Source organism: Thiosulfatihalobacter marinus, assembly GCF_016019955.1.
Lineage (GTDB): Bacteria > Pseudomonadota > Alphaproteobacteria > Rhodobacterales > Rhodobacteraceae > Shimia > Shimia marinus_A.
The window spans coordinates 250,157-271,054 of the sequence record NZ_JAECRZ010000004.1 but is presented as its reverse complement, the minus strand read 5'-3'; the positions used below and the strand labels follow the sequence as shown (position 1 = coordinate 271,054).

The following is a 20,898-nucleotide window of genomic DNA, read 5'->3' as shown; positions in this document are numbered from 1 at the left end:
TCTGCCCGAAAACGGGATGGCGGGATGAGCATCGTCGAAGAGATTGCACTGCGCCAGGGCGCGCGGCTGGGGCTGATCGTGCTGGGGCTGATCGCGGCGGCGATCTATGCCCTGGTCTTTTGTCATCGCGGGCCGTCCGCCTGGAAGACCCTTGTGAAATCCATCCCGATGCCGGCCTTTGCGCTGGCCGCCGCGGTAAGTTTCGGCAGCCCGGCGGTGATCCTGGCGCTGGTGCTTTCGGCGGTCGGGGACGTGGCGCTGTCGCGCAACGGCGAACGGGCCTTTCTGGTTGGTCTGATCGGGTTCGCGCTGGCCCATCTGGTTTATGTCGGTCATTTCCTGTCGCTTTCGGGCGGCCTGACCGCGCCGGTCTGGGGGGTGGCGGCGCTGGTGCTGTTGGCCGCGTCAACCGAGCTTTGGCTGGCGCCGCATACCGGCACGATGAAATGGCCGGTGCGCATCTATGTAACGCTGATCACCGCCATGGGGGTAACGGCGCTGGGCTTGCCGGGGATGCCGCTGGCCGTGATCGGCGCGTTTGCCTTCCTGGCCTCGGACACGATCCTGGCAATACAGCTGTTTCGCATGTCCGGCATGTCGCGCTGGCAGCGCCCGGCCTCGGTCGCATTGTGGCTGCTTTATGCGGGGGGGCAATTTGCCATCCTTGCCGGCGCGGGCTGGGCAACGCCGCTCTTTCAAATCCTGTGAAATCGCCTTAGGTGAAGGGGATACCGGTGCGGAGGCCCCATGGCGTTTTTCAAGAAGCTCAAGGACAAGCTGTTCAAATCTTCCTCACGGCTGGAGGAAGGGCTGGAGGCCATCGTCGAAGACGGTGGCGAGGAAGGTGCCGCCGAAGCGGGGATGCCGCCAGAGCCCGCGCCTGATCCTGTCCCGGCCCCGGACCCGGCGCCGCAAGCCGCGACAGAGCCGGAACCGGAACAAGCGCCCGGCGCCGCGCAGGCGCGCGGGCCGGAGCCGGCCGCACCGGCCACCGGGCCGCAGACCCGGGACGCGCCAAAGCCCGGCATCCTGGCCCGGCTGACCGGGCGCGCTGCCGCCGCGAACGAAGTCAGGCGGGTGCTTGACGATGACATGCTGGAAAGCCTCGAAGACCTGTTGATCACCTCGGATATGGGGGTGGACACGGCGCTGCGTGTGACGGCGAATATCGCGGAAGGACGGTTTGGCAAACGCCTGTCCGCGCGAGAGATCAAGACGCTTCTGGCCGGCGAAGTGGCCCGGATCATGGAGCCGGTGGCGCGCCCGCTGCCGATCTATCCCAGCAAACCCCAGGTGGTGCTGGTGGTGGGTGTGAACGGGTCGGGCAAGACCACGACCATTGGCAAACTGGCCAGCCAGTTCCGCAATGCGGGCAAGAAAGTGGTGATTGCCGCGGGCGACACGTTCCGCGCCGCCGCCGTCGAACAGTTGCAGGTGTGGGGCGAACGCGCCGGCGTGCCGGTGATGACCGCGCCCGAAGGCTCGGACCCGGCCAGCCTGGCCTATGATGCCATGACGCGGGCCGAGGCCGAGGGCGCGGACCTGCTGATGATCGACACGGCGGGCCGGTTGCAGAACCGGCAGGATCTGATGGAGGAACTGGCCAAGATCGTGCGGGTGATCCGCAAGAAGAACCCGGATGCGCCGCACAACACCCTTTTGGTGCTGGATGCGACAACCGGCCAGAATGCGATCAGCCAGGTCGAAACCTTCCAGAAACTGGCGGATGTGTCGGGGCTGGTGATGACCAAGCTGGACGGCACCGCCAAGGGCGGCATTCTGGTGTCTCTGGCCGACAGGTTCGGCCTGCCGATCCACGCGATTGGCGTGGGCGAGCAGATTGACGATCTTGCCCCCTTCGACCCCGAGGAATTCGCCGCCGCCCTGACCGGGCTGGACGGGTGAACCGCCCAAGGCAATGCCCTGGCCATGTCTGACTGGCTGATCTCGCTGGAAGGCACCGAGGCGGGACGCCAGGTTGCGATGGGCCTGGCTTTGATGGCGGCGGTCCTGCACGCGGTATTCGGCGCCCTGCAAAAAGGGCGGCACGATCCATGGTTGAGCCGCGGCGCGATCGATTTTTCCTATGGCGCGATGGCGGCGCCCCTTGCTCTGTTCGTGGTGCCCTGGCCCGAGCCGCATATGTGGCCCATACTGGCGGGCGCGTTTTTCATCCATATCGGCTATAAGCTGATGCAAAGCTGGGCCTACACCAAGGGGGCGTTCACCGTCGTCTATCCGGTGGTGCGCGGCACGGGACCGTTTTTCACGGTCATCGGTGCCTACCTGATCTTTGGCGAGACCTTCAGCGGTCTGCAATGGCTGGGCGTGCTGGTGCTGATGAGCGGGATCCTTGGGCTGGCGGTCTACAACATGGTGTTCATGACCTCGGGGCGCGACACGCTGGGGCTGGCCATGATCCTGGCGGTTGTCACGGGGCTGTTCGTGGCGCTTTATACCACCTATGACGCCTACGGAATCCGCGCCACGGCCAACCCGTTCACCTTTCTGGCGTGGTTTTTCTTTATCGACGGGCTGTTTTTTCCGGTGCTTGCATTTCTGCGCTGGCGGTCGATGGTGCATCCGCCCGCGCCGGGGCCGCTGATGGTGCGTGGGTTGATCGGAGGGCTTGTGGCCTTTGCGAGTTTCGGCTCGGTGATGCTGGCCACGCGGCTCGACAAGGTGGGAGAGGCGGCGGTGCTGCGCGAAACCTCCACCGTGTTTGCCGCCGTGATCGGCTGGATGTTCCTGAAAGAGACGGTCGGGCCGCGCCGGGTGGCATTGATGGCATTGATCGCAGCCGGGGCTGTGATAGTGGAGATGGGAGGCTGAGAGGACAGGCGAACATGGACGACAAGAAGATCAACCCGACCCTGAAATTTACCCTGGAGATGGGGCCGATCATCGTATTCTTCGCAGCCTATCTGTGGTTGCGCGAACGTGTTTTCACGATTGGCGGGACGGAATACGAAGGGTTCATCATCGTCACCGCCGGTTTCGTGCCGCTGATGATCGCGTCAAGCCTGACCCTGTGGCGGCTGACCGGAAAGCTTTCGAAAATGCAGATCGCCACGCTGGTGCTGGTGGTGATCTTTGGCGGGCTGTCGGTCTGGCTGAACGATGACCGCTTCTTCAAGATGAAACCAACGATGATCTACCTTCTGTTCGGGGGCGTCCTGGGCGTGGGGCTGCTGCGCGGCGAAAGCTATCTGAAATACGTGATGGAAGAGATGCTTCCGCTGAAACATGAAGGCTGGATGATCCTGACCCGGCGCTTGACGATGTTCTTTTTTGGCCTTGCGGTGTTGAACGAGGCGATCTGGCGCACGCAAAGCACCGATACCTGGGTGTATTTCAAGACCTTTGGTTTGACCGCGGCGATCTTTGTATTCTTCATGACGCAGGGCAAAGTCTTTCAGGACTACGCCGACGAAACCGAGTAGGGGGCTTTGCCCCCGCCGCGCCTTGCGCGACTCCCCCAGGATATTTTGAGCCAAAAGAAGAACAGGGCGCAGGGATCTTCTTTTGGCCAAAAATATCCCGGGGGTGAATTGGCAAAGCCAAGAGGGGGCTGGCCCCCTCAGGCTCAGCTTTGCTGAGCCGCCGACAGATCGGCCTGCACCCAGGTGTCGGAACGGTCGGCGCGCAGGTTTGCGTGCAGGGCGCGGCCGCGGCGCAGGGCAGGGCGATCCCATAGCTCGTGCAGCCACCGGTCGAGATTGGGTTTGTCATCCAATGACTGTTCTTGCCCTTGCCAAAGCGAGGCCCATCCCCAAATCGACATATCCGCAATCGAGTAGAAATCTCCGGCTACGTAATGATTGTCCGCCAGTCGCCGATCCAGAACACCATAGAGGCGGGCGACCTCGTCGCGGTAGCGCGCTTTGGCATAGGCGATATCCTCCTTGGCATATTTCAGGAAATGATGGGCCTGTCCGGCCATGGGGCCGACGCCGCCCATTTGCCACATCAGCCATTCCTCGACCGAGATGCGGTCTCGGTCGGTGGTGCCGTAGAACCGGCCTGTCTTGCGCGCCAGGTACATCAGGATGGCGCCGCTTTCAAAGACCGAGACAGGCGCGCCGTCGGGGCCGTCGGGGTCGACGATGGCGGGCATTCGGTTGTTGGGGGCAATCTTGAGAAAATCAGGCGCGTGCTGATCGCCCTTGCCGATATTGACCAGGTGGGTGTTGTAGGGCAGCGCCATTTCTTCCAGCGCGATGGAGATTTTCCATCCGTTGGGGGTGGGCCAGTAGAAGAGATCGATGGGGCGGGTCATGGGGGTCTCCTGTCTGGGCCGCCATGATGCCTGTTTCAGCGGGCGGGGCAAGCGGAAGCCGTGCGGGTGTCGGGGCCGGGCGCGGGCGACAGGGTTTGCAGCCGCTGTAGCGTCAGGCGTTCGGGCGCCTGGATCAGGGCGCGGTAGAATGGAAAGACCCCGTCGCGCAGGTAGGTGGACCAGTGGCAGGCCCGGCGATGCGGCGGGGCGATGGCGAATCCAAGCTCGGACAGCCGGGTCAGCGTCCTGAAATCGTCCAGCTGTATGGTCATGGCGTTGCGGGCAAAAAGGCCCCGGCCCAGGGGCCGGTCCCGGCGGTTCAGGGCGTGCGTATAGAGAAAGTCGAAAAGCGCGTTCTCGCGGCTGGCGATATTGAAGATCTCGGCACCGCGCCCCGCCGGGGAGGCGAGTGCGCGGGTTGCGTCGAGCTGAAAGGCGGCGGCGTTCAACAGGATGACCCGCCCGACATCGCCCGCCCTGGCCCCGTGCAGTGCCCGCAACGCGACCAAGCCGCCCAGGGAATGCCCGATGAGATGCACCGGGCGGTCCGGTGCAAGGGCGCGCAGGATGGCGATGAGGTTGGTCAGCGCCTGTGCGGCCGCCGTCGCGGCGCTCCGGGCCTGTTGCAGGCTGCCGCGTGCGTTCCAGCCGAAGGCGATGCCGACACCGTGGCAGTCAAACCCCAGCCGCCGGGGCCAGCTGAGCGCCCTGGGGCAGTCGGCGTCCTGAAGCGAGAGGATATGCAGATGCGGACAATGCGCGGGATCGCCCGGCTGAAAGCGGTAGCCGTGGGTCATGATCGCGACCGGCCCCGGCGTGGCCAGCGCGCGGCTGAGTGTTGCGCGGATGCCTTGTCCAGCGCCATGCAGGATGGGCGTGGTGCCGTGGGCGTTGATCCGTATGAGCGCCATGGTTGCGTCCCACTACATCTTGTGTGCGGTTCGAGAATTTTTGTGCAAGTGGCGTGAATTCGGGGTTAGGGCAACGTGACGGTGTTGACGTGCAACGCCCGAAGGATTAATCGGACGGCGTGGCGATTTGTTACCGGATTGCGGGCCACGTTAAACAATTCCGCTAAAGAGGTCAGGAAGAAGGAGCCCCCTTTCGCTTGGCCGGAACGGGGCTTTTTTGATGGGCGGAGCATGCGCCCGAGGAGTGAACATGAGCGATTGGAACACACGCACAAAGCTGGTGCATGGTGGCACCCGGCGCAGCCAGTATAACGAGGTCAGCGAGGCGATTTTCCTGACCCAGGGCTTTGTCTATGACACGGCGGAGCAGGCCGAGGCGCGGTTTATCGAGGCGGGCCCGGACGAGTTCATCTATGCCCGTTATGGCAACCCGACCGTGGCGATGTTCGAAGAGCGGATCGCATTGCTGGAAGGCGCCGAGGATGCCTTTGCCACGGCCAGCGGCATGGCGGCGGTGAATGGCGCGCTGTGTTCGATGCTGAAGGCGGGCGATCATGTGGTATCGGCCAGGGCGCTGTTCGGATCCTGCCTGTATATCCTGGAAGAGATCCTGACCCGCTTTGGCGTGGAAGTGACATTCGTGGACGGCACCGATCTGGACGCCTGGCGCGCGGCGGTGCGGCCCGGGACCAAGGCGGTGTTCTTTGAAAGCATGTCCAACCCGACGCTGGAGGTGATCGACGTGGCCGGTGTGGCCGGGATTGCGCATTCCGTGGGCGCCAGGGTGGTGGTGGATAACGTGTTCTCGACCCCGGTGTTTTCCAACGCGATCGCGCAGGGGGCCGACGCGGTGATCTATTCCGCGACCAAGCATATTGACGGGCAGGGGCGCACGCTGGGCGGGGTGATCCTTGGCACGAAGGAGTTCATCCGCAAGACGGTTGAGCCGTACATGAAACATACCGGCGGCAGCATGTCGCCATTCAATGCATGGGTGATGCTGAAAGGGTTGGAGACCATTGATCTGCGGGTGCGCGCGCAGGCGGCGAGTGCATTGGCGCTGGCCGAGGCGTTGCAGGGCCATGCCGCGTTGGAGCGGGTGATTTACCCCGGATTGAAGGACCACGCCCAGAATGCGCTGGTGCAGCGTCAGTTGGGCGGCAAGGGCGGCACGGTGCTGTCGCTGGACATCCGGGGCGGGCAGGCTGCGGCGTTCCGCTTTTTGAACACATTGAAGGTTGCGGTGATTTCAAACAATCTGGGCGATGCCAAATCCATCGCCACCCACCCGGCGACCACAACCCATCAGCGGCTGTCGGACGATATGAAGGACGAGCTTGGCATCACACCGGGGTTGGTGCGGTTCTCGGTCGGTCTGGAAGATGCCGAAGACCTGATCGCGGATGTGCAGCAGGCCTTGGCGGCTTCGCAAGGGTAACAGGGCGCCGGCCCGGAGAAGTGATCCGGGCCGTCGCATTTGGCGTAAGACTCTTCGAGATTGGTAATCCGGCCGGGCATTGACTAGATTAGTCTGGCGACAGGACGCGAACGGAGGCACGCCGCCGATGAACATGCAGACACCCAAGGGCAGCGATACGCTGAGCCGTGACGACGCGCGCGAAGCGCTGGAAAAGCTGCGTGACTGGGCGGCGCAGGCCTCGGTCACGGAAATTGCCGAGCTGGACCCGGCCATCGCGCGTTTGCTGCCGCAACAGCCGCTGGGCAATTATCCGGACCTGTCGCGCAGCTATCCGGCCGATTTCAGGGGGGACGACGCCTATCGCGCCAGCCTGCCGGATTTGCAGAACGGGCCAAGCAGCCTGATCAAGGGCGAAAAGCAGCAGATCCAGCATGTGGGCATTTCCAATTTCCGCCTGCCGATCCGGTTTCACAGCCGCGACAACGGCGATATCACGCTGGAAACCAGCGTGACGGGCACGGTCAGCCTTGAGGCCGACAAGAAGGGCATCAACATGTCCCGGATCATGCGCTCGTTCTACAAACATGCGGAAAAGACGTTCAGCTTTGACGTGATGGAGGCGGCGCTGGCCGATTACATCACCGATCTGGAGAGCTTTGATGCCCGCCTTCAGATGCGGTTTTCCTATCCGATGAAGATCCGGTCGCTGCGGTCGGGGCTGGAGGGCTATCAGTATTACGATCTGGCGCTGGAAAAGGTGCAGATGAACGGCACGCTGCACAAGATCATCCATCTGGACTATGTCTATTCGTCGACCTGCCCCTGTTCGCTGGAGCTGAGCGAACATGCGCGGATGGCGCGGGGCCAGTTGGCCACGCCGCATTCGCAACGTTCGGTGGCGCGTATCTCGGTGGAACTGGCCGGACCGGACCGTTTGTGGTTCGAAGACCTGATCGATCTGGCGCGCACGGCGGTGCCGACCGAAACGCAGGTCATGGTCAAGCGCGAGGACGAACAGGCCTTTGCCGAGTTGAACGCGGCCAACCCGATCTTTGTAGAGGATGCGGCGCGCCTGTTTTGTGCGCAACTGAAGAACGATCCCCGGATCGGTGATTTCCGGGTGGTGGCCAGCCACCAGGAAAGCCTGCACAGCCATGACGCGGTGTCGGTCCTGACGGACGGTCCGCTGTTTGCCGGGCAAAGCCTGGACCCCAGGCTGTTCACCACCCTGTTCCATGTGGGATAGACCCGGGGCCCCCCCGATAGCAAGGTAGTGCTGTTTGCGGGCAACACCGGGGCCGGCGTATGGACCAAGCGGCGTGGTCAATTGGGTGGCCCGGTGTAGTCTGTGGCGTGGGAGGGAACCTGAAACGTGTTGCACGGAGGTTTCCAATGTGCAGGAACGACCCGGAAATTATCTTTGATACCAAAGGATTGATGGCGCGGATGGATCTTTTTCTGGCCAGCCAGGGCATGGGATTCAATGCGGGGATCGAGCGGCGGCGGCGTTTGCACGAAGCCTGGGCGCTGAACGCGCTGAGCGATCCGGAACTGACGGCCATGGGGCTGGCCCGCAAGGATATCCCGGCCTTTGTCTTTGCCGATCTGTTGGGGTGAAAATGCGGCTGGCGGCGGCGTGAACGGTTGATCCGGCTTGACAGTGCGCGACCGGCGGGCCAACGCTGCGCCCATGCTTGACCTGCGCCCTGTGGGATATGTGATCGGCCTTCTGGTGGCCATGCTGGGGCTGACGATGCTCTTGCCGATGCTGGTGGATCTGATCGACGGCGCCGGGCACTGGATGGCGTTTTTCATCAGCGGTGTGATCACGGTGTTGACCGGCGGGCTGGTGTCATTGTCCTGCCACAACGGCCGGGGAGGTGGGCTGACGCTTCAGCAGACCTTTCTTCTGACCACCGGTGTGTGGCTGGCGCTGCCGTTTTTCGGGGCGTTGCCCTTTTTGTTGGGGGCAACCGAAGCACGGTTCGTGGACGCGTTTTTCGAGGCGATGTCGGGGTTGACCACGACCGGGTCAACCGTGTTTTCCGGGCTGGATGCCATGCCGCGCGGGCTGTTGCTTTGGCGGGGATTGCTGCAATGGCTGGGCGGCATCGGGATCATTGTCGTGGCCATGGTGTTCCTGCCGGAACTGCGGGTTGGCGGGATGCAGATTTTCCGGTCTGAAGCTTTTGAAACAATGGGGAAAATCCTTCCGCGCGCTACGGCGATTTCCGGCCAGATCTCGGTGATATATCTTGCGCTGACGGGCGCGTGCATCATCACCTATACAGTTATGGGAATGCCGGTATTTGACGCGGTGGTTCACGCATTGACGACGGTTTCGACCGGCGGGTTCTCGACCAAGGATGCGTCTTTTGGCGCGTTTTCCGGTTCGCTGGAATACGCGGCCTCTGTTTTCATGGTCCTCGCGGCGCTTCCGTTTGTGCGCTATGTGCAGTTGCTGAACGGCAGCGCGCGCCCTTTGTTCGCGGATTCGCAGGTGCGGGTTTTCCTGCTGACGATCCTGGTTCTGGTTGTGGTGTTCTCCTTTGTCCTGACCGTGGTGTTTCCGAACCACTGGGAGCAATCGTTCCGCGAATCCCTGTTCAATATCACGTCCATCATCTCGGGAACCGGGTATGCCAGCGTCGATTATATGGCGTGGGGCAGTTTCATCATCACGATGTTCTTTTTCATCGGTCTGATCGGGGGATGTGCCGGATCAACCGCATGTTCGGTGAAGATTTTCCGGTATCAACTTCTGTTTGCGGCGATCAAGGTGCAGTTGCGCAAGATCCAGCATCCGAGCGGTGTTTTCACGACCCGGTATCAGGGCCGGCAGGTTGACGAGGACGTTCTGGGCTCGGTCATGACGTTTTTTGTGTTCTTCACCGTAAGTCTTGGGGTGTTGGCGGTGGCGCTGAGCATGACCGGGCTGGATTTTGTCACCTCGATTTCCGGCGCGGCGACCGCGATCGGCAATATCGGCCCCGGCCTGGGCGACATCATCGGTCCGTCCGGCAATTTTTCCAGCCTGAACGATGCTGCCAAGTGGCTGTTGACCATTGGAATGCTGGTGGGGCGGCTGGAGTTGCTTGCGGTTTACGTACTCTTTACCGTCCAGTTCTGGAGGGCCTGATGGGCGCGCCGGCCATGGCGCCGCTGGGGGCGCAGATTTCGCATATGCTGAGGGCGCGGGGGGTGGATGTGATCTTTGGCATTCCCGGCGTGCATAATATCGAGCTGTATCGCGGGATCGAGGCGGCCGGGATCACCCATGTTCTGGCGCGCCATGAACAGGGCGCCGGGTTCATGGCTGACGGTTATGCGCGGGCCAGTGGCCGTCCGGGGGTGGCTTATGTGATCACCGGGCCGGGTTTGTGCAATATCATGACGCCGATGGGGCAGGCCTATTCCGACAGCGTGCCGGTGCTGGTGATCTCGTCCTGCCTGGACGAGGCGGCGGCGGTGCGGGGGCAATTGCATCAGATGACGGACCAGCGCGGGGCGGCGGCCTGTGTGTGCGACTGGTCCGAAGAGGCGCGTTCGGCAGAGGCGGCCTATGGGCTGATCGACCGGGCGCTGGTGGAGTTCGCGGCAGGCCGGGCACGGCCAAAGCATATCCAGGTGCCAATTCCGCTATTGGGACAGGTGGTGGCGGCGGCGCCGCAGGTGCCCCCCGGGCAGGGCGCGGTTCGGGGGTGCCCGGCGCCCGGTGACATGCGCGCCATTGCCGGTGAACTGGCAGGCGCGCGCAAGCCGCTGTTCATTCTGGGCGGCGGATTGGCGGGGCACGGGGATGCGGGCGCGCGGCTGGCGCGGGCACTGGTGGCGCAAAGCGGCGCGGCGGCGTTCATGACCTATGCCGGAAGCGGGCTTTTGGCGCCGGATGACCCGATGAGTTTTGGCTGTTATCTGGGCCGGTCGGAGAGCAAGCGGATCATTGGCGAGAGCGACCTTGTGATCGCCATCGGGACCGAGCTGTCGCAAAGCGATCTGTGGCGCGATGAACTGGGTCACGAGGGGCGGCTGATCCGGGTGGATATCGACCCGGAGATGCTGACCGACCGGCATCGTGCCGATATCGCGGTTCAGGCGGATGCCCTGCTGTTCGTGCGGCAGGTGCTGGATGTGTCGGGTGCGGCGCGGCCCGCGAAATGGGATCGCGCCGGGATTGCCGCCGCGAAGGCCCGGTTCCGGGCCGAAACCGAGGCCGAGCGCCCCGGTATCGCCGGTTTGTGCGATGCCTTGCGCGCGGTCCTGCCGGAAGATGCGATGGTGTTTTCCGACATGACGCAGTTTGCCTATGTCGCCAGGGAAGTGTGGGACATGCCGGCGCCGGGCATGTGGCACCATCCGACAGGGTTCGGGACGCTGGGCTATGGCTTGCCCGCGGCGATTGGCGGGGCGATGGCGCGACCGGGACGCCCGACCCTGTGTATCGCCGGGGATTACGGGTTTCAGTATACGGTTCAGGAACTGGGGACTGCCGTGGAGATGGGGCTGCCCATTCCGATCCTGTTGTGGGACAATGGCACGCTGAAGGAGATCGAGGACAGCATGGTCGCCAGCCAGATCGCGCCCAATGCGGTAAAGGCTGTGAACCCGGATTTCTGTAAACTGGCCGAGGCCTATGGCTGTTTGTCCGAGGCGCCAGGCGATGTGGCATCGTTGCAGGGCGCGCTGTTGAAGGCGTTCGAGGCGGATCGTCCGACGCTAATCCGCATGACGCCGGAACTGACGACAGGCTAGGAGGGGGCGTTGCCCCCGTCGCCGCGCGCGGCGCCCCCCCCAGAGTATTTCGGGCAAAATGAAGAGGGGCGCCCGGTGTCAGGGGCACCCTTTGTCCTGTGGCCGTCGGTGGGTCAGTCCCAGCAGCTTACCAGGACGGTCATGCCGCTGGCCAGGCGGGCGAGATCTTCGGGGGCCATGTCGGGGCGGGGTGGTGTGGTGTCGGGGGTGACGCCCTCTTGTGCCAGCAGGGCGCGGATGGCATCGGCGTTGACCGCGAAATTGACCCCGACGGGCAATTGCCGGGTGCCGCTGGCGGGGCGGGGCAGCAGCATTCCGAACACCGCGCCCCCGGCGTCCAGAACCGGCCCGCCGGCATCGCCGGGTTGCGGGGCCAGTGTCAGCCGCGCGAGTTCCTGTTCGCCGCCCAGCCCCCTGATATCGGCCAGTTGGCCAAAGGTGAGCGTGGGGGCGCCCAGTTGCCCTTCATAGGAGTAACCGGCGACGGCGATGTCGGATTTCAGGCGCGGCGTGCCGGCGCGCAGGGTTGCCACACCGAGCGGGGCGAGGGCGTCGCGCGGTTCCAGAATGGCGATGCCAAGTGCCTCGTCCAGGGTTGCGACAGTGGCTTCGTAGTCTTCTTCCAGTGTGACCCTGGCGCAGCCCTGTACTGCCTGGGCGGTGGTGATGACGCGCCCGGCGCGGTCGATGAAGAAGCCGGAGCGCGACAGGTTCGGCTTGCGCACCTCGAGCCCGGAGACCAGATCGATATCTTGCGCAGGATTGCCGCCGGCGGCCGGATCGAGCACACCGTCGATGCGCGTGAAGCTGGTCTGCATTTGCGACAGGATACGCGTGCGGCGGTTTTCGTCGCCGGCCGGCCAGACAAGGGTAAATCCTTTGAGCGTGCCGTCTTTCAGGGTCACTTCGGTATGCGACACGATCCGGTCGTTTTGGCCGGTCAGAAGGAAGCTGCTGTCGTTGCGGTTGCGCGGGCCGGTGAGGGGCACGATTTCCAGCGTCTGCATGATATCGAAGAGGCCGAACAGCGTGGATTGATCGCCTGCCTGGCTGATCAACAGCACCCTGGCGGGGATGTCGCCGGTCGCCTCGTATTGCACGAAGGGATATTCGGTAGCGGATTTCGAGACCACGCCCAGGGGGATCAGCATTTCGATTCCGGCATCGGGCAGGGTGACGCGTTGCAGATCCATGCCATCGAGAATGGCAAAATACTGGCTGCGCAGGGTCTGGCGCTGTGCGGTGGTAAGCACGCCGGTTTCCTCGACGCCGTTGGCGCGCTGCCAGGCGGCCATGGCGGCGCGGGTGCCCCGGCCAAAGGCGCCGTCTATGGCGGCGTCGTAATGACCGGCCCATTTCAGCCAGGTCTGCAAGTCCTTGCGTTCGTCGCGGGTGAGCCTGGATTCGCTGGCGCGTGCCTGACGCGGGGTTTCATCGGCGGCCTGTGGCGCGGCGCTGGCGGTCCCGGCGGGCGGGGGCGGTGATGTTACCGGAGTGTTCAGCAGGTTCGCGCCGACGGGCCAGAATTGTGCGCGGTAGCTGTCGGAGGCGGAAATATAGCTGTCGCCCGGGATCAGCCCGTCGGAGAGGTAGGAGCGCAGCACGGTTTCGGCATCAGCGCGCCGGAAGGGGCCGAGCGCAATCGCGTACCAGCCGCCGCCAAGCGAGAACCCGTTCACATTGTCAAGGCGCCCGGCATGGATGCGAATGCGCTCTTGGGCCACGGTCAGGCTGGGCTGTGCTTCCAGTTGGACCCAGAAGGCATCGCTCCGGGCGGATTGGGACATGGCGGCGGTGGCGGAGATGGCTATGCAGGTAATCAGCGACAGAAGTAAGCGCAACATGGTCAGTCAGGCCCCTGAAATTCGGTTTGTTAACACGGTCAGACCTGTTTAGCAGGTTCCCGCCGTCATGCACCCCATTTTGTCCGCGCGCGCAATTGACCCCGTCCCGTCATGCGCATAAGCAAGAGCCGCGTTTTCAAGGGGCAGGGCCATGGTGCAATCAGACGGAAAACCACGCAGTTTTCAGGATATTATCCTGAGGCTACAGGGCTATTGGGCCCAAAAGGGCTGTGCGGTGATGCAGCCTTATGACATGGAGGTTGGCGCCGGTACGTTCCATCCGGCCACAACGCTGCGGTCATTGGGGCCCAAACCCTGGGCGGCGGCCTATGTTCAGCCCTCGCGCCGCCCCACCGACGGGCGCTATGGCGAGAACCCGAACCGGTTGCAGCATTATTACCAGTACCAGGTACTGATCAAACCCAGCCCGCCGGATTTGCAGGCGTTGTATCTGGGATCGCTGGAAGCGATCGGTATCGACATGGACATGCATGACATCCGCTTTGTCGAAGACGACTGGGAAAGCCCGACGCTGGGCGCCTGGGGGCTTGGCTGGGAAGTGTGGTGTGACGGTATGGAGGTGAGCCAGTTCACCTATTTCCAGCAGGTCGGCGGACATGACTGCCATCCGGTGTCGGGCGAGCTGACCTATGGGCTGGAGCGGCTGGCGATGTATGTTCTGGGTGTGGATCACGTGATGGACATGCCCTATAACGCGCCGGATGCACCGATCCCGTTGAGTTATGGCGACGTGTTCCGGCAGACCGAACAGGAATACAGCCGCTGGAATTTCGACGTGGCCAACACGGATGTGTTGCTCAAACAGTTCGAAGAGGCCGAGGCCGAGTGCGAGGCGATCCTGTCGCAAGCGCATGTTGATCCCAAGACCGGCAGGCGCATTGTCATGGCGCACCCGGCCTATGATCAGTGCATCAAGGCCAGCCATCTGTTCAACCTTCTGGATGCGCGCGGGGTGATCTCTGTCACCGAGCGCCAGGCCTATATCGGGCGGGTGCGGGCACTGGCCAGGAAATGCGCCGATGCCTTTGTGATGACACAAGCCGGGGGGTATGCGGCATGAAGGGGACAACGGTAGCGGGTTTCATCTTTGCGATTGCCCTGTTGGCGGGTGCCGCCATGTATTATTTGCAGGTTTATGCCTATTACGAAGAGGTGCCGGCGACGGGCACGGATGACGTGCAGCTGACGGCCCTGGCCAGCGGTGTGGCCGAACCGATCCTGTATGAAAATTTTCAGGCGATCGATGCCGACAGTTCTCCGATCCGGTACCGCGCCTGTTTCACCACCCCGACCAGCGTGCAGACCCTGAGCGAGACCTATCAGGCCTACCCGGGCGCCGAGCCGCTGGTGGCGCCGGGCTGGTTCGATTGTTTTGACGCCAAGGAAGTTGGCTATGCGCTGGAAGATGGCAAGGCGGCGGCGTTCATGGGGGTTGAGAATGTCGAATATGGCATCGACCGTGTTGTCGCGATCCTGCCGGATGGGCGCGGGTTTGTCTGGCATCAGATCAACCGGTGCGGCGAGGTGGTGTTTGATGGTCTGCCCGAGCCCGAAGGGTGCCCGCCCAAGCCGGAGAACTGATTTTTGTCCGACCCGATCCTGATACCGGACATGCTGACCGCGACTCTCGGGTTTGCCGTGTTCCTGCTGGGCGCGCGGCTGACGCGGAAGTTTGCGCTGTTGCGGGAGTTCAACATTCCCGAGCCGGTGACGGGCGGGCTTTTGGCGGCGTTGGGATTTGCGGCGGTGTCGTATGTTCTGGGGCGGGATTTCGAATTCAGTTTCGAAGGCCGGGATTTTTTCCTGATCCTGTTTTTCACCTCGATCGGGCTGAATGCGCGGTTGGCGGATTTGGCTGCCGGCGGCAAGCCTTTGGCGATACTGCTTGGGCTGACATTCGCGATCATCGTCGTGCAGAACGGGATCGGAGTGGGTGGGGCAATCCTGTTTAATTTTCCGATGCAGGCCGGGGTCATGTTCGGGTCCGCGGCCTTGATCGGCGGGCATGGCACCGCCATCGCCTGGGCGCCGGAGATCGCGCAATCGTCAGGGTTGCGCAGTGCGTCCGAGCTGGGCGTGGCGGTGGCGACGGTGGGGTTGATCGTGGCGGCGCTTGTCGGCGGCCCCGTCGCAAAGCTGTTGATCGAACGCAACAGGCTGAGCCCCAGCCGCCCCGACGAGGAACACACGGTGGGCCTTCCGTTCGAGAAAGAGGGCCACCAGCGCCCGATCACGCATATCAGCCTGATGCGGGTGATGCTGGCGCTGAACGTGGCGGTGATATTGGGGCAATTGTTGGCCGGGTTGATCGCGCAAGCCGGGCTGAAGCTGCCGGTTTTTGTGCCCTGCCTGATCATGGGGATTGTGATTGGCAATCTGATGCCGGCGCTGTTTCCCCGTGCCGCCCCGATTGCGCGCACGCCATCGCTGGCGGTGATTTCGGATTTTGCGCTGGGGGCGTTTCTGGCGATTTCGCTGATGACTCTGGATTTCGGAACGTTGGCCGGGCTGGGGCTGCCGATTGTCGCGATCATCGGGGTTCAGACATTGGCGACGGTGCTGTTCGTGCTTTACATCCTGTTTCCGCTGTTGGGGCGCGGCTACCGGGCTGCCGTGCTGGCGGCCGGGTTCGCCGGGTTTTCGCTGGGCGCCACCCCGACCGCCATTGCCAATATGACCGCCGTGACCAAGCGGTATGGGCCTTCTCCCATTGCTTTTGTGGTTTTGCCGCTGGTGTCGGCTTTTTTCGTGGATATCGCCAATGCGATTGTCATACAGACAATCGTGAACTTCTAAGGACCTGTCATGCCTGATCTGCTGATCGAACTGTTTTCCGAGGAAATCCCCGCCCGTATGCAGGCGCGGGCTGCCGACGACCTGAAAAAGCGCATGACCGACGGTCTGGTCGAGGCCGGGCTGACCTATGCCGGTGCCCATGCGTTTTCGACGCCGCGCCGTCTGACGCTGGCGCTGGAGGGGCTGTTGGGCGAAAGCCCGACGGTGAAGGAAGAACGCAAGGGGCCGAAGGTGGGCGCGCCCGAGAAGGCAATCGAAGGCTTTCTGCGCGGGGCCGGGATTGCACGCGAGGACCTGGAAGAGCGCGACACCCCAAAGGGGGCGATCTATTTCGCCACCATCACCAAGCCGGGCCGGCCGGCGGCCGGGATCGTGGCCGACGTGCTGGAAGACACGGTGCGCAATTTCCCATGGCCCAAGTCGATGCGTTGGGGCGCGGGCAGCTTGCGCTGGGTGCGCCCGCTGCATTCGATCCTGTGCATCCTGTCGAACGAGGCGGGGGCCGAGGTGGTGCCGCTGGAGATTGACGGAATCAGGGCGGGAGACACGACCGAAGGCCACCGGTTCATGGGCGCGGGGCGGTTTGCCGTGACCGGGTTCGAGGATTACGAGGCCAGGCTCAAGCGCGACCGGGTGATCCTGAGCGCGGCGGAGCGGGCCGAGCATATCTGGCACGATGCGACCAACATGGCCTTTGCCCAGGGGCATGAGGTGGTCGAGGACAAGGGGCTTCTGGCCGAGGTGGCCGGGCTGGTGGAATGGCCCGTCGTGCTGATGGGCGATATCGCCGAAGATTTTCTGGGCCTGCCGCCGGAGGTGTTGCAGACCTCGATGAAGGAACATCAGAAGTTTTTCTCGGTGAAGAATCCCAGGACGGGGCGGATCGAGAAATTTGTCACGGTGGCGAACCGGGAGACCAGGGATCAGGGCGCGACCATTCTGGCAGGAAACCGGAAGGTGCTGTTTGCGCGGTTGTCGGATGCGAAATTCTTCTGGGAGAATGACCTGCGGGTGGCCAAGGCGGGTGGCGCGGACTGGCTGGAGAGACTGAACACCGTGACCTTCCATAACAAGCTGGGGAGCCAGGGCGACCGGATTGCGCGGATCGCCGCGCTGACGCGCGAAATTGCGCCGAAGGTGGGCGCGGATTCCGATCTGGCCGAACAGGCGGCGCGTTGGGCCAAGGCGGATCTGTCGTCGGAAATGGTGTATGAGTTCCCCGAATTGCAGGGGTTGATGGGGCGCTATTACGCCGAGGCCGCCGGGTTTGGCGAGGAGGTCGCGGGCGCGGCCGAGGAGCATTACTCTCCGCTGGGTCCGTCGGATGACGTGCCCACGGCGCCGGTGTCGGTGGCGGTGGCGCTGGCCGACAAGCTGGACACGCTGACCGGGTTTTGGACCATCGATGAAAAACCCACCGGCAGCAAGGATCCCTTCGCGCTGCGCCGTGCGGCGCTGGGGGTGATCCGGCTGGTGTTGGAGAATGAATTGCGCCTGCCGCTGGACCGGTTTTTCGACGGCCAGCTTCTGCGACATGAGATCGCGCAGAATGGCGAAGACGAGGTGTCGCGCGGACTGATGGGCGACATGATGGACGAAATTGCCGATCACGGTGTTTTTGGCGCGGCGGTGCGCACGGTGCTGGATGCCTTTGACGGGGACCTGCCAGAGCATCTGGAGCGGTTGAAAATCCGCCTGCCGGACACGTCGCGCGATCTGCTGGGGTTTTTCCATGACCGCCTCAAGGTCTATCTGCGCGATCAGGGCATTCGCCATGACGTGATCGATGCCTGTATCGCGATGCCGGGCAATGACGATATCTGTCTGCTGGTCAAGCGCGCGCGCGCCTTGCAGGATTTCCTGGGCACGGATGATGGCGAGAACCTTTTGCAGGGGTTCAAGCGGGCCAACAATATCCTGAGCCAGGCCGAGGAGAAGGATGGGGTGGAGTATTCCTTTGGGGCGGATGTGAAATTTGCCGAGGAGGACAGCGAAAAGGCGTTGTTTGCCGCATTGGACGGGGCCGAGGGGGCGATCTCTTCGGCCATCGAGGCCGAAGATTTCGCGCCGGCCATGGGCTCCATGGCCTCCCTGCGCGCCCCGATTGATGCGTTTTTCGAAGCCGTGCAGGTGAATAGCGACAATACGGTGGTGCGCCGCAACCGGCTGAACCTGTTGTCGCGCATTCGCGCGATTTGCCTGAGCGTTGCCGATCTGGCCAGGATCGAGGGCTGATCCGCGACAAATATCACCGGGGCAAGCTTTCCCTTGCCTCGGGTCGGCTGGTGCGTATGCTCCTTTTCAAAGGAAGGTGCCGCAGTGCAGCAATATGACCAAGACATCACCCTGATCACCGACACGGCACCGGTGACGACGGCCTCGCACGGGGGGCGTGCCAAGTGTTTGCAGCGTTTGGTCCGGCTGGAACTGCCGGTGCCGGTGACGGTTGCGTTGAGCTTTGACGCGGTGCACCGGATCGCAGCCGGAGGAAGGCTGGACATGGACTGTATCCTGGCGCCGTTCGCGCAGGATCAGCTGTTATGCGTGCGTCCCTCCTCGGAAGACCCGGATTGGGGCGGGCCGGGGGCCGTGCTGAACATTGGCATGAACGGTGCAATGCTGGAATCGCTGAGCACGCGGATCGGGGCACGGGCGGCGGCGCGGCTGTATGTGAAGTTCATCCAGTCCTATTCGACCCATGTGGCGCGGCTGGACCCGGATATCTTTGACGATCTGAACATGGATGCGCCGGATGTGGTGGCGCAGTTTCTGGATGCCTATGAAGACGAGGCCGAGGAGCCGTTTCCGCAGGACAGGGGGGAACAGCTGACCGGCGTGTTGCGGTCGATGGCGCGCGCCTGGGAGGGCACGACGGCCCGCTTGTTGCGCATGGCCAAGGGCGCGCCGGCGGACGCGGGCCTGGGTCTGGTTGTGCAGTCCATGGTGCTGGGCGTGGGGCAGGGGGAATGTGGTTCGGGTGTGTTGCAGCTGGTCAGCAGCGACACGGGCGAGCCGCAGATCACCGGGCGCTACCTGAGCCAGAGCCAGGGGCGGGATGCCTTGCAGCGCGGGGCGGCGGCGCTGTATCTGGAAAAGGATGCGCGCGGCCCGTCGCTGGAGGAAAAAGCGCCCGAGGCCTTTGAGCAACTGAAGAAACAGGCGGCGCTGATGCGGCGCAAACTGCGCGAGGAGATGCAGTGCGAATTCGCCGTGGACAATGGCGAGGTGCATATTCTGGACGGGGTGCGCGTGCAGCGCACGGCGCGGGCGGCGGTGCGGATCGCGGTGGCGCTGGCCAATGACGGCATCATCCCGCGCGAAGAGGCGGTGATGCGGATCGAGCCGCGCTCGTTGAACGAGATCCTGCACCGGCAGATTGACCCGTCGGCCGATCGCGACGTGATCGGCTCCGGTGTGGCGGCCAGCCCGGGCGCGGCAACGGGCAAGATCGTGTTTTCCGCCGCCGAGGCGCAGGCCAGTGCCGCGCGCGGCGAGCCCTGTGTGCTGGTCCGGCGCGAAACCAACCCCGAGGATATTCGCGGGATGCATGCAGCCGCGGCCGCGCTGACCGAACGCGGCGGCATGACAAGCCACGCGGCGGTGATCGCGCGCGGGCTTGGCCTGCCCTGCGTTGTGGGGGCGTCGTCGATCCGGTTTCAGATTCGCAAGAAACGGTTGATGGCCGCGGACGGGCGTGTGTTTCGCGAAGGCGACGTGATCACGGTGGACGGAAGCAACGGGCAGGTACTGGCCAGCGAGCCGGCGCTGATCGAGGCGACGCTGGACGATACGTACAAGTCGCTGATGAGCTGGGCCGACGACGTGCGCGATATCGGCGTGCGCGCCAATGCCGACACGCCGGACGATGCGCGCACCGCGCTGAAGTTCAAGGCCGAGGGCATCGGGCTGTGCCGGACCGAGCATATGTTCTTTGAGGCTGACCGGCTGATCGCCATCCGCGAAATGATCTTTGCCGACACTCCGCGGGACCGGAGCGCGGCGCTGGCCCAGCTGTTGCCCTTGCAACGCGACAGCATCGCGGAACTGTTTGTCATCATGAAGGGCCACCCGGTTTGCGTGCGCCTGTTCGATCCGCCGCTGCACGAATTCCTGCCCACGGACCGGGCCGGGTTGCGCGATCTGGCCGAGGCGCTGAACCTGCCGCTTTCGGATGTCACCCGTCGGGTCGAGGCATTGGGCGAATACAACCCGATGCTTGGGATGCGCGGGGTCCGGTTGGGCATCACGGTGCCCGAAATCTACGAGATGCAGGCCCGTGCCATATTCGAGGCGATGCTGAAAGCCGCCGGGGACGAGGATACGATCGTGCCCGAGATCATGATCCCGCTGGTTTCGGCCAAGCGCGAGGTTGAACTGGTCAAGACCCGGATCGATGCCGTGGCCGCCGCCCTGCGCACCGAAAGCGGGCGCGATTTCGACTATCGGCTGGGGGTCATGGTGGAAACGCCGCGCGCCGCGTTGCGGGCCGAGGACATTGCCCAGCATTGCGAGTTTTTCAGCTTTGGCACCAATGACCTTACACAGATGACCTATGGCCTGTCACGCGACGACGCGGGGCGGTTCATGTCGCCCTATGTGCAGCAGGGCGTTTTCCCCGAAGATCCGTTTCATATCCTGGACCGCGAAGGTGTGGGCGAGCTTTTGAAGCTGGGCGCGGAACGCGGGCGCAAGACCCGCCCCGACCTGACGCTGGCAGTGTGCGGTGAACATGGCGGCAGCCCCGAATCAATCGCCTTTTGCCGTGAGATCGGAATGGACTATGTGTCCTGCTCGCCGTTCCGTGTGCCGGTTGCGCGATTGGCCGCAGCCCAGCTGGCAATTCAGGATAAACTGGGCTGAATAAACCAATTTTTC

17 protein-coding genes and 1 riboswitch are annotated in these 20,898 nt (G+C 63.5%); of the genes, 14 read left to right on the top strand and 3 right to left on the bottom strand.

What is annotated here, in order from left to right:
- The first annotated feature begins 24 nt into the window (after positions 1–24).
- The 4 genes from I3253_RS08500 to I3253_RS08485 are packed head-to-tail and all read left to right on the top strand — an operon-like array spanning position 25 to position 3,443.
- Positions 25–708 (top strand): lysoplasmalogenase, encoded by a 684-nt coding sequence (locus I3253_RS08500; protein ID WP_197917228.1) that lies wholly within the window; start codon positions 25–27, stop codon positions 706–708.
- A 39-nt stretch (positions 709–747) separates the two neighbouring features.
- A complete protein-coding gene (gene ftsY / locus I3253_RS08495; protein WP_197917227.1) occupies positions 748–1,905 on the top strand; it encodes a signal recognition particle-docking protein FtsY in 1,158 nt (385 codons plus the stop codon).
- A 24-nt stretch (positions 1,906–1,929) separates the two neighbouring features.
- Complete coding sequence (locus I3253_RS08490) at positions 1,930–2,832, top strand: EamA family transporter (RefSeq protein ID WP_197917226.1); 903 nt, start codon at positions 1,930–1,932, stop codon at positions 2,830–2,832.
- A 14-nt stretch (positions 2,833–2,846) separates the two neighbouring features.
- Entirely contained in the window at positions 2,847–3,443 is a 597-nt protein-coding gene (locus I3253_RS08485; protein ID WP_197917225.1) for an inner membrane-spanning protein YciB, read from the top strand.
- Positions 3,444–3,586: 143 nt separating this feature from the next.
- Here the strand turns inward: I3253_RS08485 and I3253_RS08480 are convergent, their stop codons facing one another.
- Positions 3,587–4,279 carry a glutathione S-transferase N-terminal domain-containing protein gene (locus I3253_RS08480; protein ID WP_197917224.1) on the bottom strand — a complete coding sequence of 231 codons (693 nt, stop codon included), beginning with the start codon at positions 4,277–4,279 and terminating at the stop codon, positions 3,587–3,589.
- Between the two features lie 35 nt (positions 4,280–4,314).
- Positions 4,315–5,190, bottom strand: a complete 876-nt coding sequence (locus I3253_RS08475; protein WP_197917223.1) for an alpha/beta fold hydrolase — start codon at positions 5,188–5,190, stop codon at positions 4,315–4,317.
- Between the two features lie 109 nt (positions 5,191–5,299).
- Positions 5,300–5,378: riboswitch (SAM riboswitch) on the top strand.
- A gap of 62 nt (positions 5,379–5,440) precedes the next feature.
- Between I3253_RS08475 and metZ the strand changes: the two genes are divergently transcribed.
- The 5 genes from metZ to I3253_RS08450 all read left to right on the top strand — a co-directional run bounded on the left by metZ (position 5,441) and on the right by I3253_RS08450 (position 11,362).
- The gene (gene metZ, locus I3253_RS08470; RefSeq protein WP_197917222.1) at positions 5,441–6,628 is read left to right on the top strand and encodes an O-succinylhomoserine sulfhydrylase; all 1,188 of its coding nucleotides are present in this window, start codon (positions 5,441–5,443) and stop codon (positions 6,626–6,628) included.
- Between the two features lie 127 nt (positions 6,629–6,755).
- Positions 6,756–7,856 (top strand): GTP cyclohydrolase FolE2, encoded by a 1,101-nt coding sequence (gene folE2 / locus I3253_RS08465; RefSeq protein WP_197917221.1) that lies wholly within the window; start codon positions 6,756–6,758, stop codon positions 7,854–7,856.
- A 146-nt stretch (positions 7,857–8,002) separates the two neighbouring features.
- The gene (locus tag I3253_RS08460; RefSeq protein WP_197917220.1) at positions 8,003–8,227 is read left to right on the top strand and encodes a hypothetical protein; all 225 of its coding nucleotides are present in this window, start codon (positions 8,003–8,005) and stop codon (positions 8,225–8,227) included.
- A gap of 73 nt (positions 8,228–8,300) precedes the next feature.
- Positions 8,301–9,749, top strand: a complete 1,449-nt coding sequence (locus I3253_RS08455; protein ID WP_197917219.1) for a TrkH family potassium uptake protein — start codon at positions 8,301–8,303, stop codon at positions 9,747–9,749.
- Positions 9,749–11,362, top strand: coding sequence for a 5-guanidino-2-oxopentanoate decarboxylase (locus I3253_RS08450; protein ID WP_232236863.1), 1,614 nt, complete (start codon positions 9,749–9,751; stop codon positions 11,360–11,362). The genes I3253_RS08455 and I3253_RS08450 overlap by 1 nt, the downstream gene beginning before the upstream one ends.
- Positions 11,363–11,475: 113 nt before the next feature.
- Here the strand turns inward: I3253_RS08450 and I3253_RS08445 are convergent, their stop codons facing one another.
- The gene (locus I3253_RS08445) at positions 11,476–13,206 is read right to left on the bottom strand and encodes a serine protease (RefSeq protein ID WP_197917218.1); all 1,731 of its coding nucleotides are present in this window, start codon (positions 13,204–13,206) and stop codon (positions 11,476–11,478) included.
- Positions 13,207–13,357: 151 nt separating this feature from the next.
- Here I3253_RS08445 and I3253_RS08440 point away from each other — a divergent pair, with 151 nt between their 5' ends.
- The 5 genes from I3253_RS08440 (at position 13,358) to I3253_RS08420 (ending at position 20,883) form a co-directional block, all read left to right on the top strand.
- Complete coding sequence (locus tag I3253_RS08440; RefSeq protein ID WP_197917217.1) at positions 13,358–14,287, top strand: glycine--tRNA ligase subunit alpha; 930 nt, start codon at positions 13,358–13,360, stop codon at positions 14,285–14,287.
- Entirely contained in the window at positions 14,284–14,808 is a 525-nt protein-coding gene (locus I3253_RS08435) for a DUF6446 family protein (RefSeq protein ID WP_197917216.1), read from the top strand. The genes I3253_RS08440 and I3253_RS08435 overlap by 4 nt, the downstream gene beginning before the upstream one ends.
- 3 nt (positions 14,809–14,811) lie before the next feature.
- A complete protein-coding gene (gltS, locus tag I3253_RS08430; protein ID WP_197917215.1) occupies positions 14,812–16,023 on the top strand; it encodes a sodium/glutamate symporter in 1,212 nt (403 codons plus the stop codon).
- A 9-nt stretch (positions 16,024–16,032) separates the two neighbouring features.
- Positions 16,033–18,258, top strand: a complete 2,226-nt coding sequence (gene glyS / locus I3253_RS08425) for a glycine--tRNA ligase subunit beta (RefSeq protein ID WP_197917214.1) — start codon at positions 16,033–16,035, stop codon at positions 18,256–18,258.
- Positions 18,259–18,342: 84 nt separating this feature from the next.
- Entirely contained in the window at positions 18,343–20,883 is a 2,541-nt protein-coding gene (locus I3253_RS08420) for a putative PEP-binding protein (RefSeq protein WP_197917213.1), read from the top strand.
- The last annotated feature ends 15 nt before the right edge of the window (positions 20,884–20,898 follow it).

What these genes read in the sequence shown, in the direction of transcription:
- I3253_RS08500 (WP_197917228.1), top strand. Translation starts at nt 25, where the DNA reads ATGAGCATCGTCGAAGAGATTGCACTGCGCCAGGGCGCGCGGCTGGGG.
- ftsY (WP_197917227.1), top strand. Translation starts at nt 748, where the DNA reads ATGGCGTTTTTCAAGAAGCTCAAGGACAAGCTGTTCAAATCTTCCTCA.
- I3253_RS08490 (WP_197917226.1), top strand. Translation starts at nt 1,930, where the DNA reads ATGTCTGACTGGCTGATCTCGCTGGAAGGCACCGAGGCGGGACGCCAG.
- I3253_RS08485 (WP_197917225.1), top strand. Translation starts at nt 2,847, where the DNA reads ATGGACGACAAGAAGATCAACCCGACCCTGAAATTTACCCTGGAGATG.
- I3253_RS08480 (WP_197917224.1), bottom strand. Translation starts at nt 4,279, where the DNA reads ATGACCCGCCCCATCGATCTCTTCTACTGGCCCACCCCCAACGGATGG.
- I3253_RS08475 (WP_197917223.1), bottom strand. Translation starts at nt 5,190, where the DNA reads ATGGCGCTCATACGGATCAACGCCCACGGCACCACGCCCATCCTGCAT.
- metZ (WP_197917222.1), top strand. Translation starts at nt 5,441, where the DNA reads ATGAGCGATTGGAACACACGCACAAAGCTGGTGCATGGTGGCACCCGG.
- folE2 (WP_197917221.1), top strand. Translation starts at nt 6,756, where the DNA reads ATGAACATGCAGACACCCAAGGGCAGCGATACGCTGAGCCGTGACGAC.
- I3253_RS08460 (WP_197917220.1), top strand. Translation starts at nt 8,003, where the DNA reads ATGTGCAGGAACGACCCGGAAATTATCTTTGATACCAAAGGATTGATG.
- I3253_RS08455 (WP_197917219.1), top strand. Translation starts at nt 8,301, where the DNA reads ATGCTTGACCTGCGCCCTGTGGGATATGTGATCGGCCTTCTGGTGGCC.
- I3253_RS08450 (WP_232236863.1), top strand. Translation starts at nt 9,749, where the DNA reads ATGGGCGCGCCGGCCATGGCGCCGCTGGGGGCGCAGATTTCGCATATG.
- I3253_RS08445 (WP_197917218.1), bottom strand. Translation starts at nt 13,206, where the DNA reads ATGTTGCGCTTACTTCTGTCGCTGATTACCTGCATAGCCATCTCCGCC.
- I3253_RS08440 (WP_197917217.1), top strand. Translation starts at nt 13,358, where the DNA reads ATGGTGCAATCAGACGGAAAACCACGCAGTTTTCAGGATATTATCCTG.
- I3253_RS08435 (WP_197917216.1), top strand. Translation starts at nt 14,284, where the DNA reads ATGAAGGGGACAACGGTAGCGGGTTTCATCTTTGCGATTGCCCTGTTG.
- glyS (WP_197917214.1), top strand. Translation starts at nt 16,033, where the DNA reads ATGCCTGATCTGCTGATCGAACTGTTTTCCGAGGAAATCCCCGCCCGT.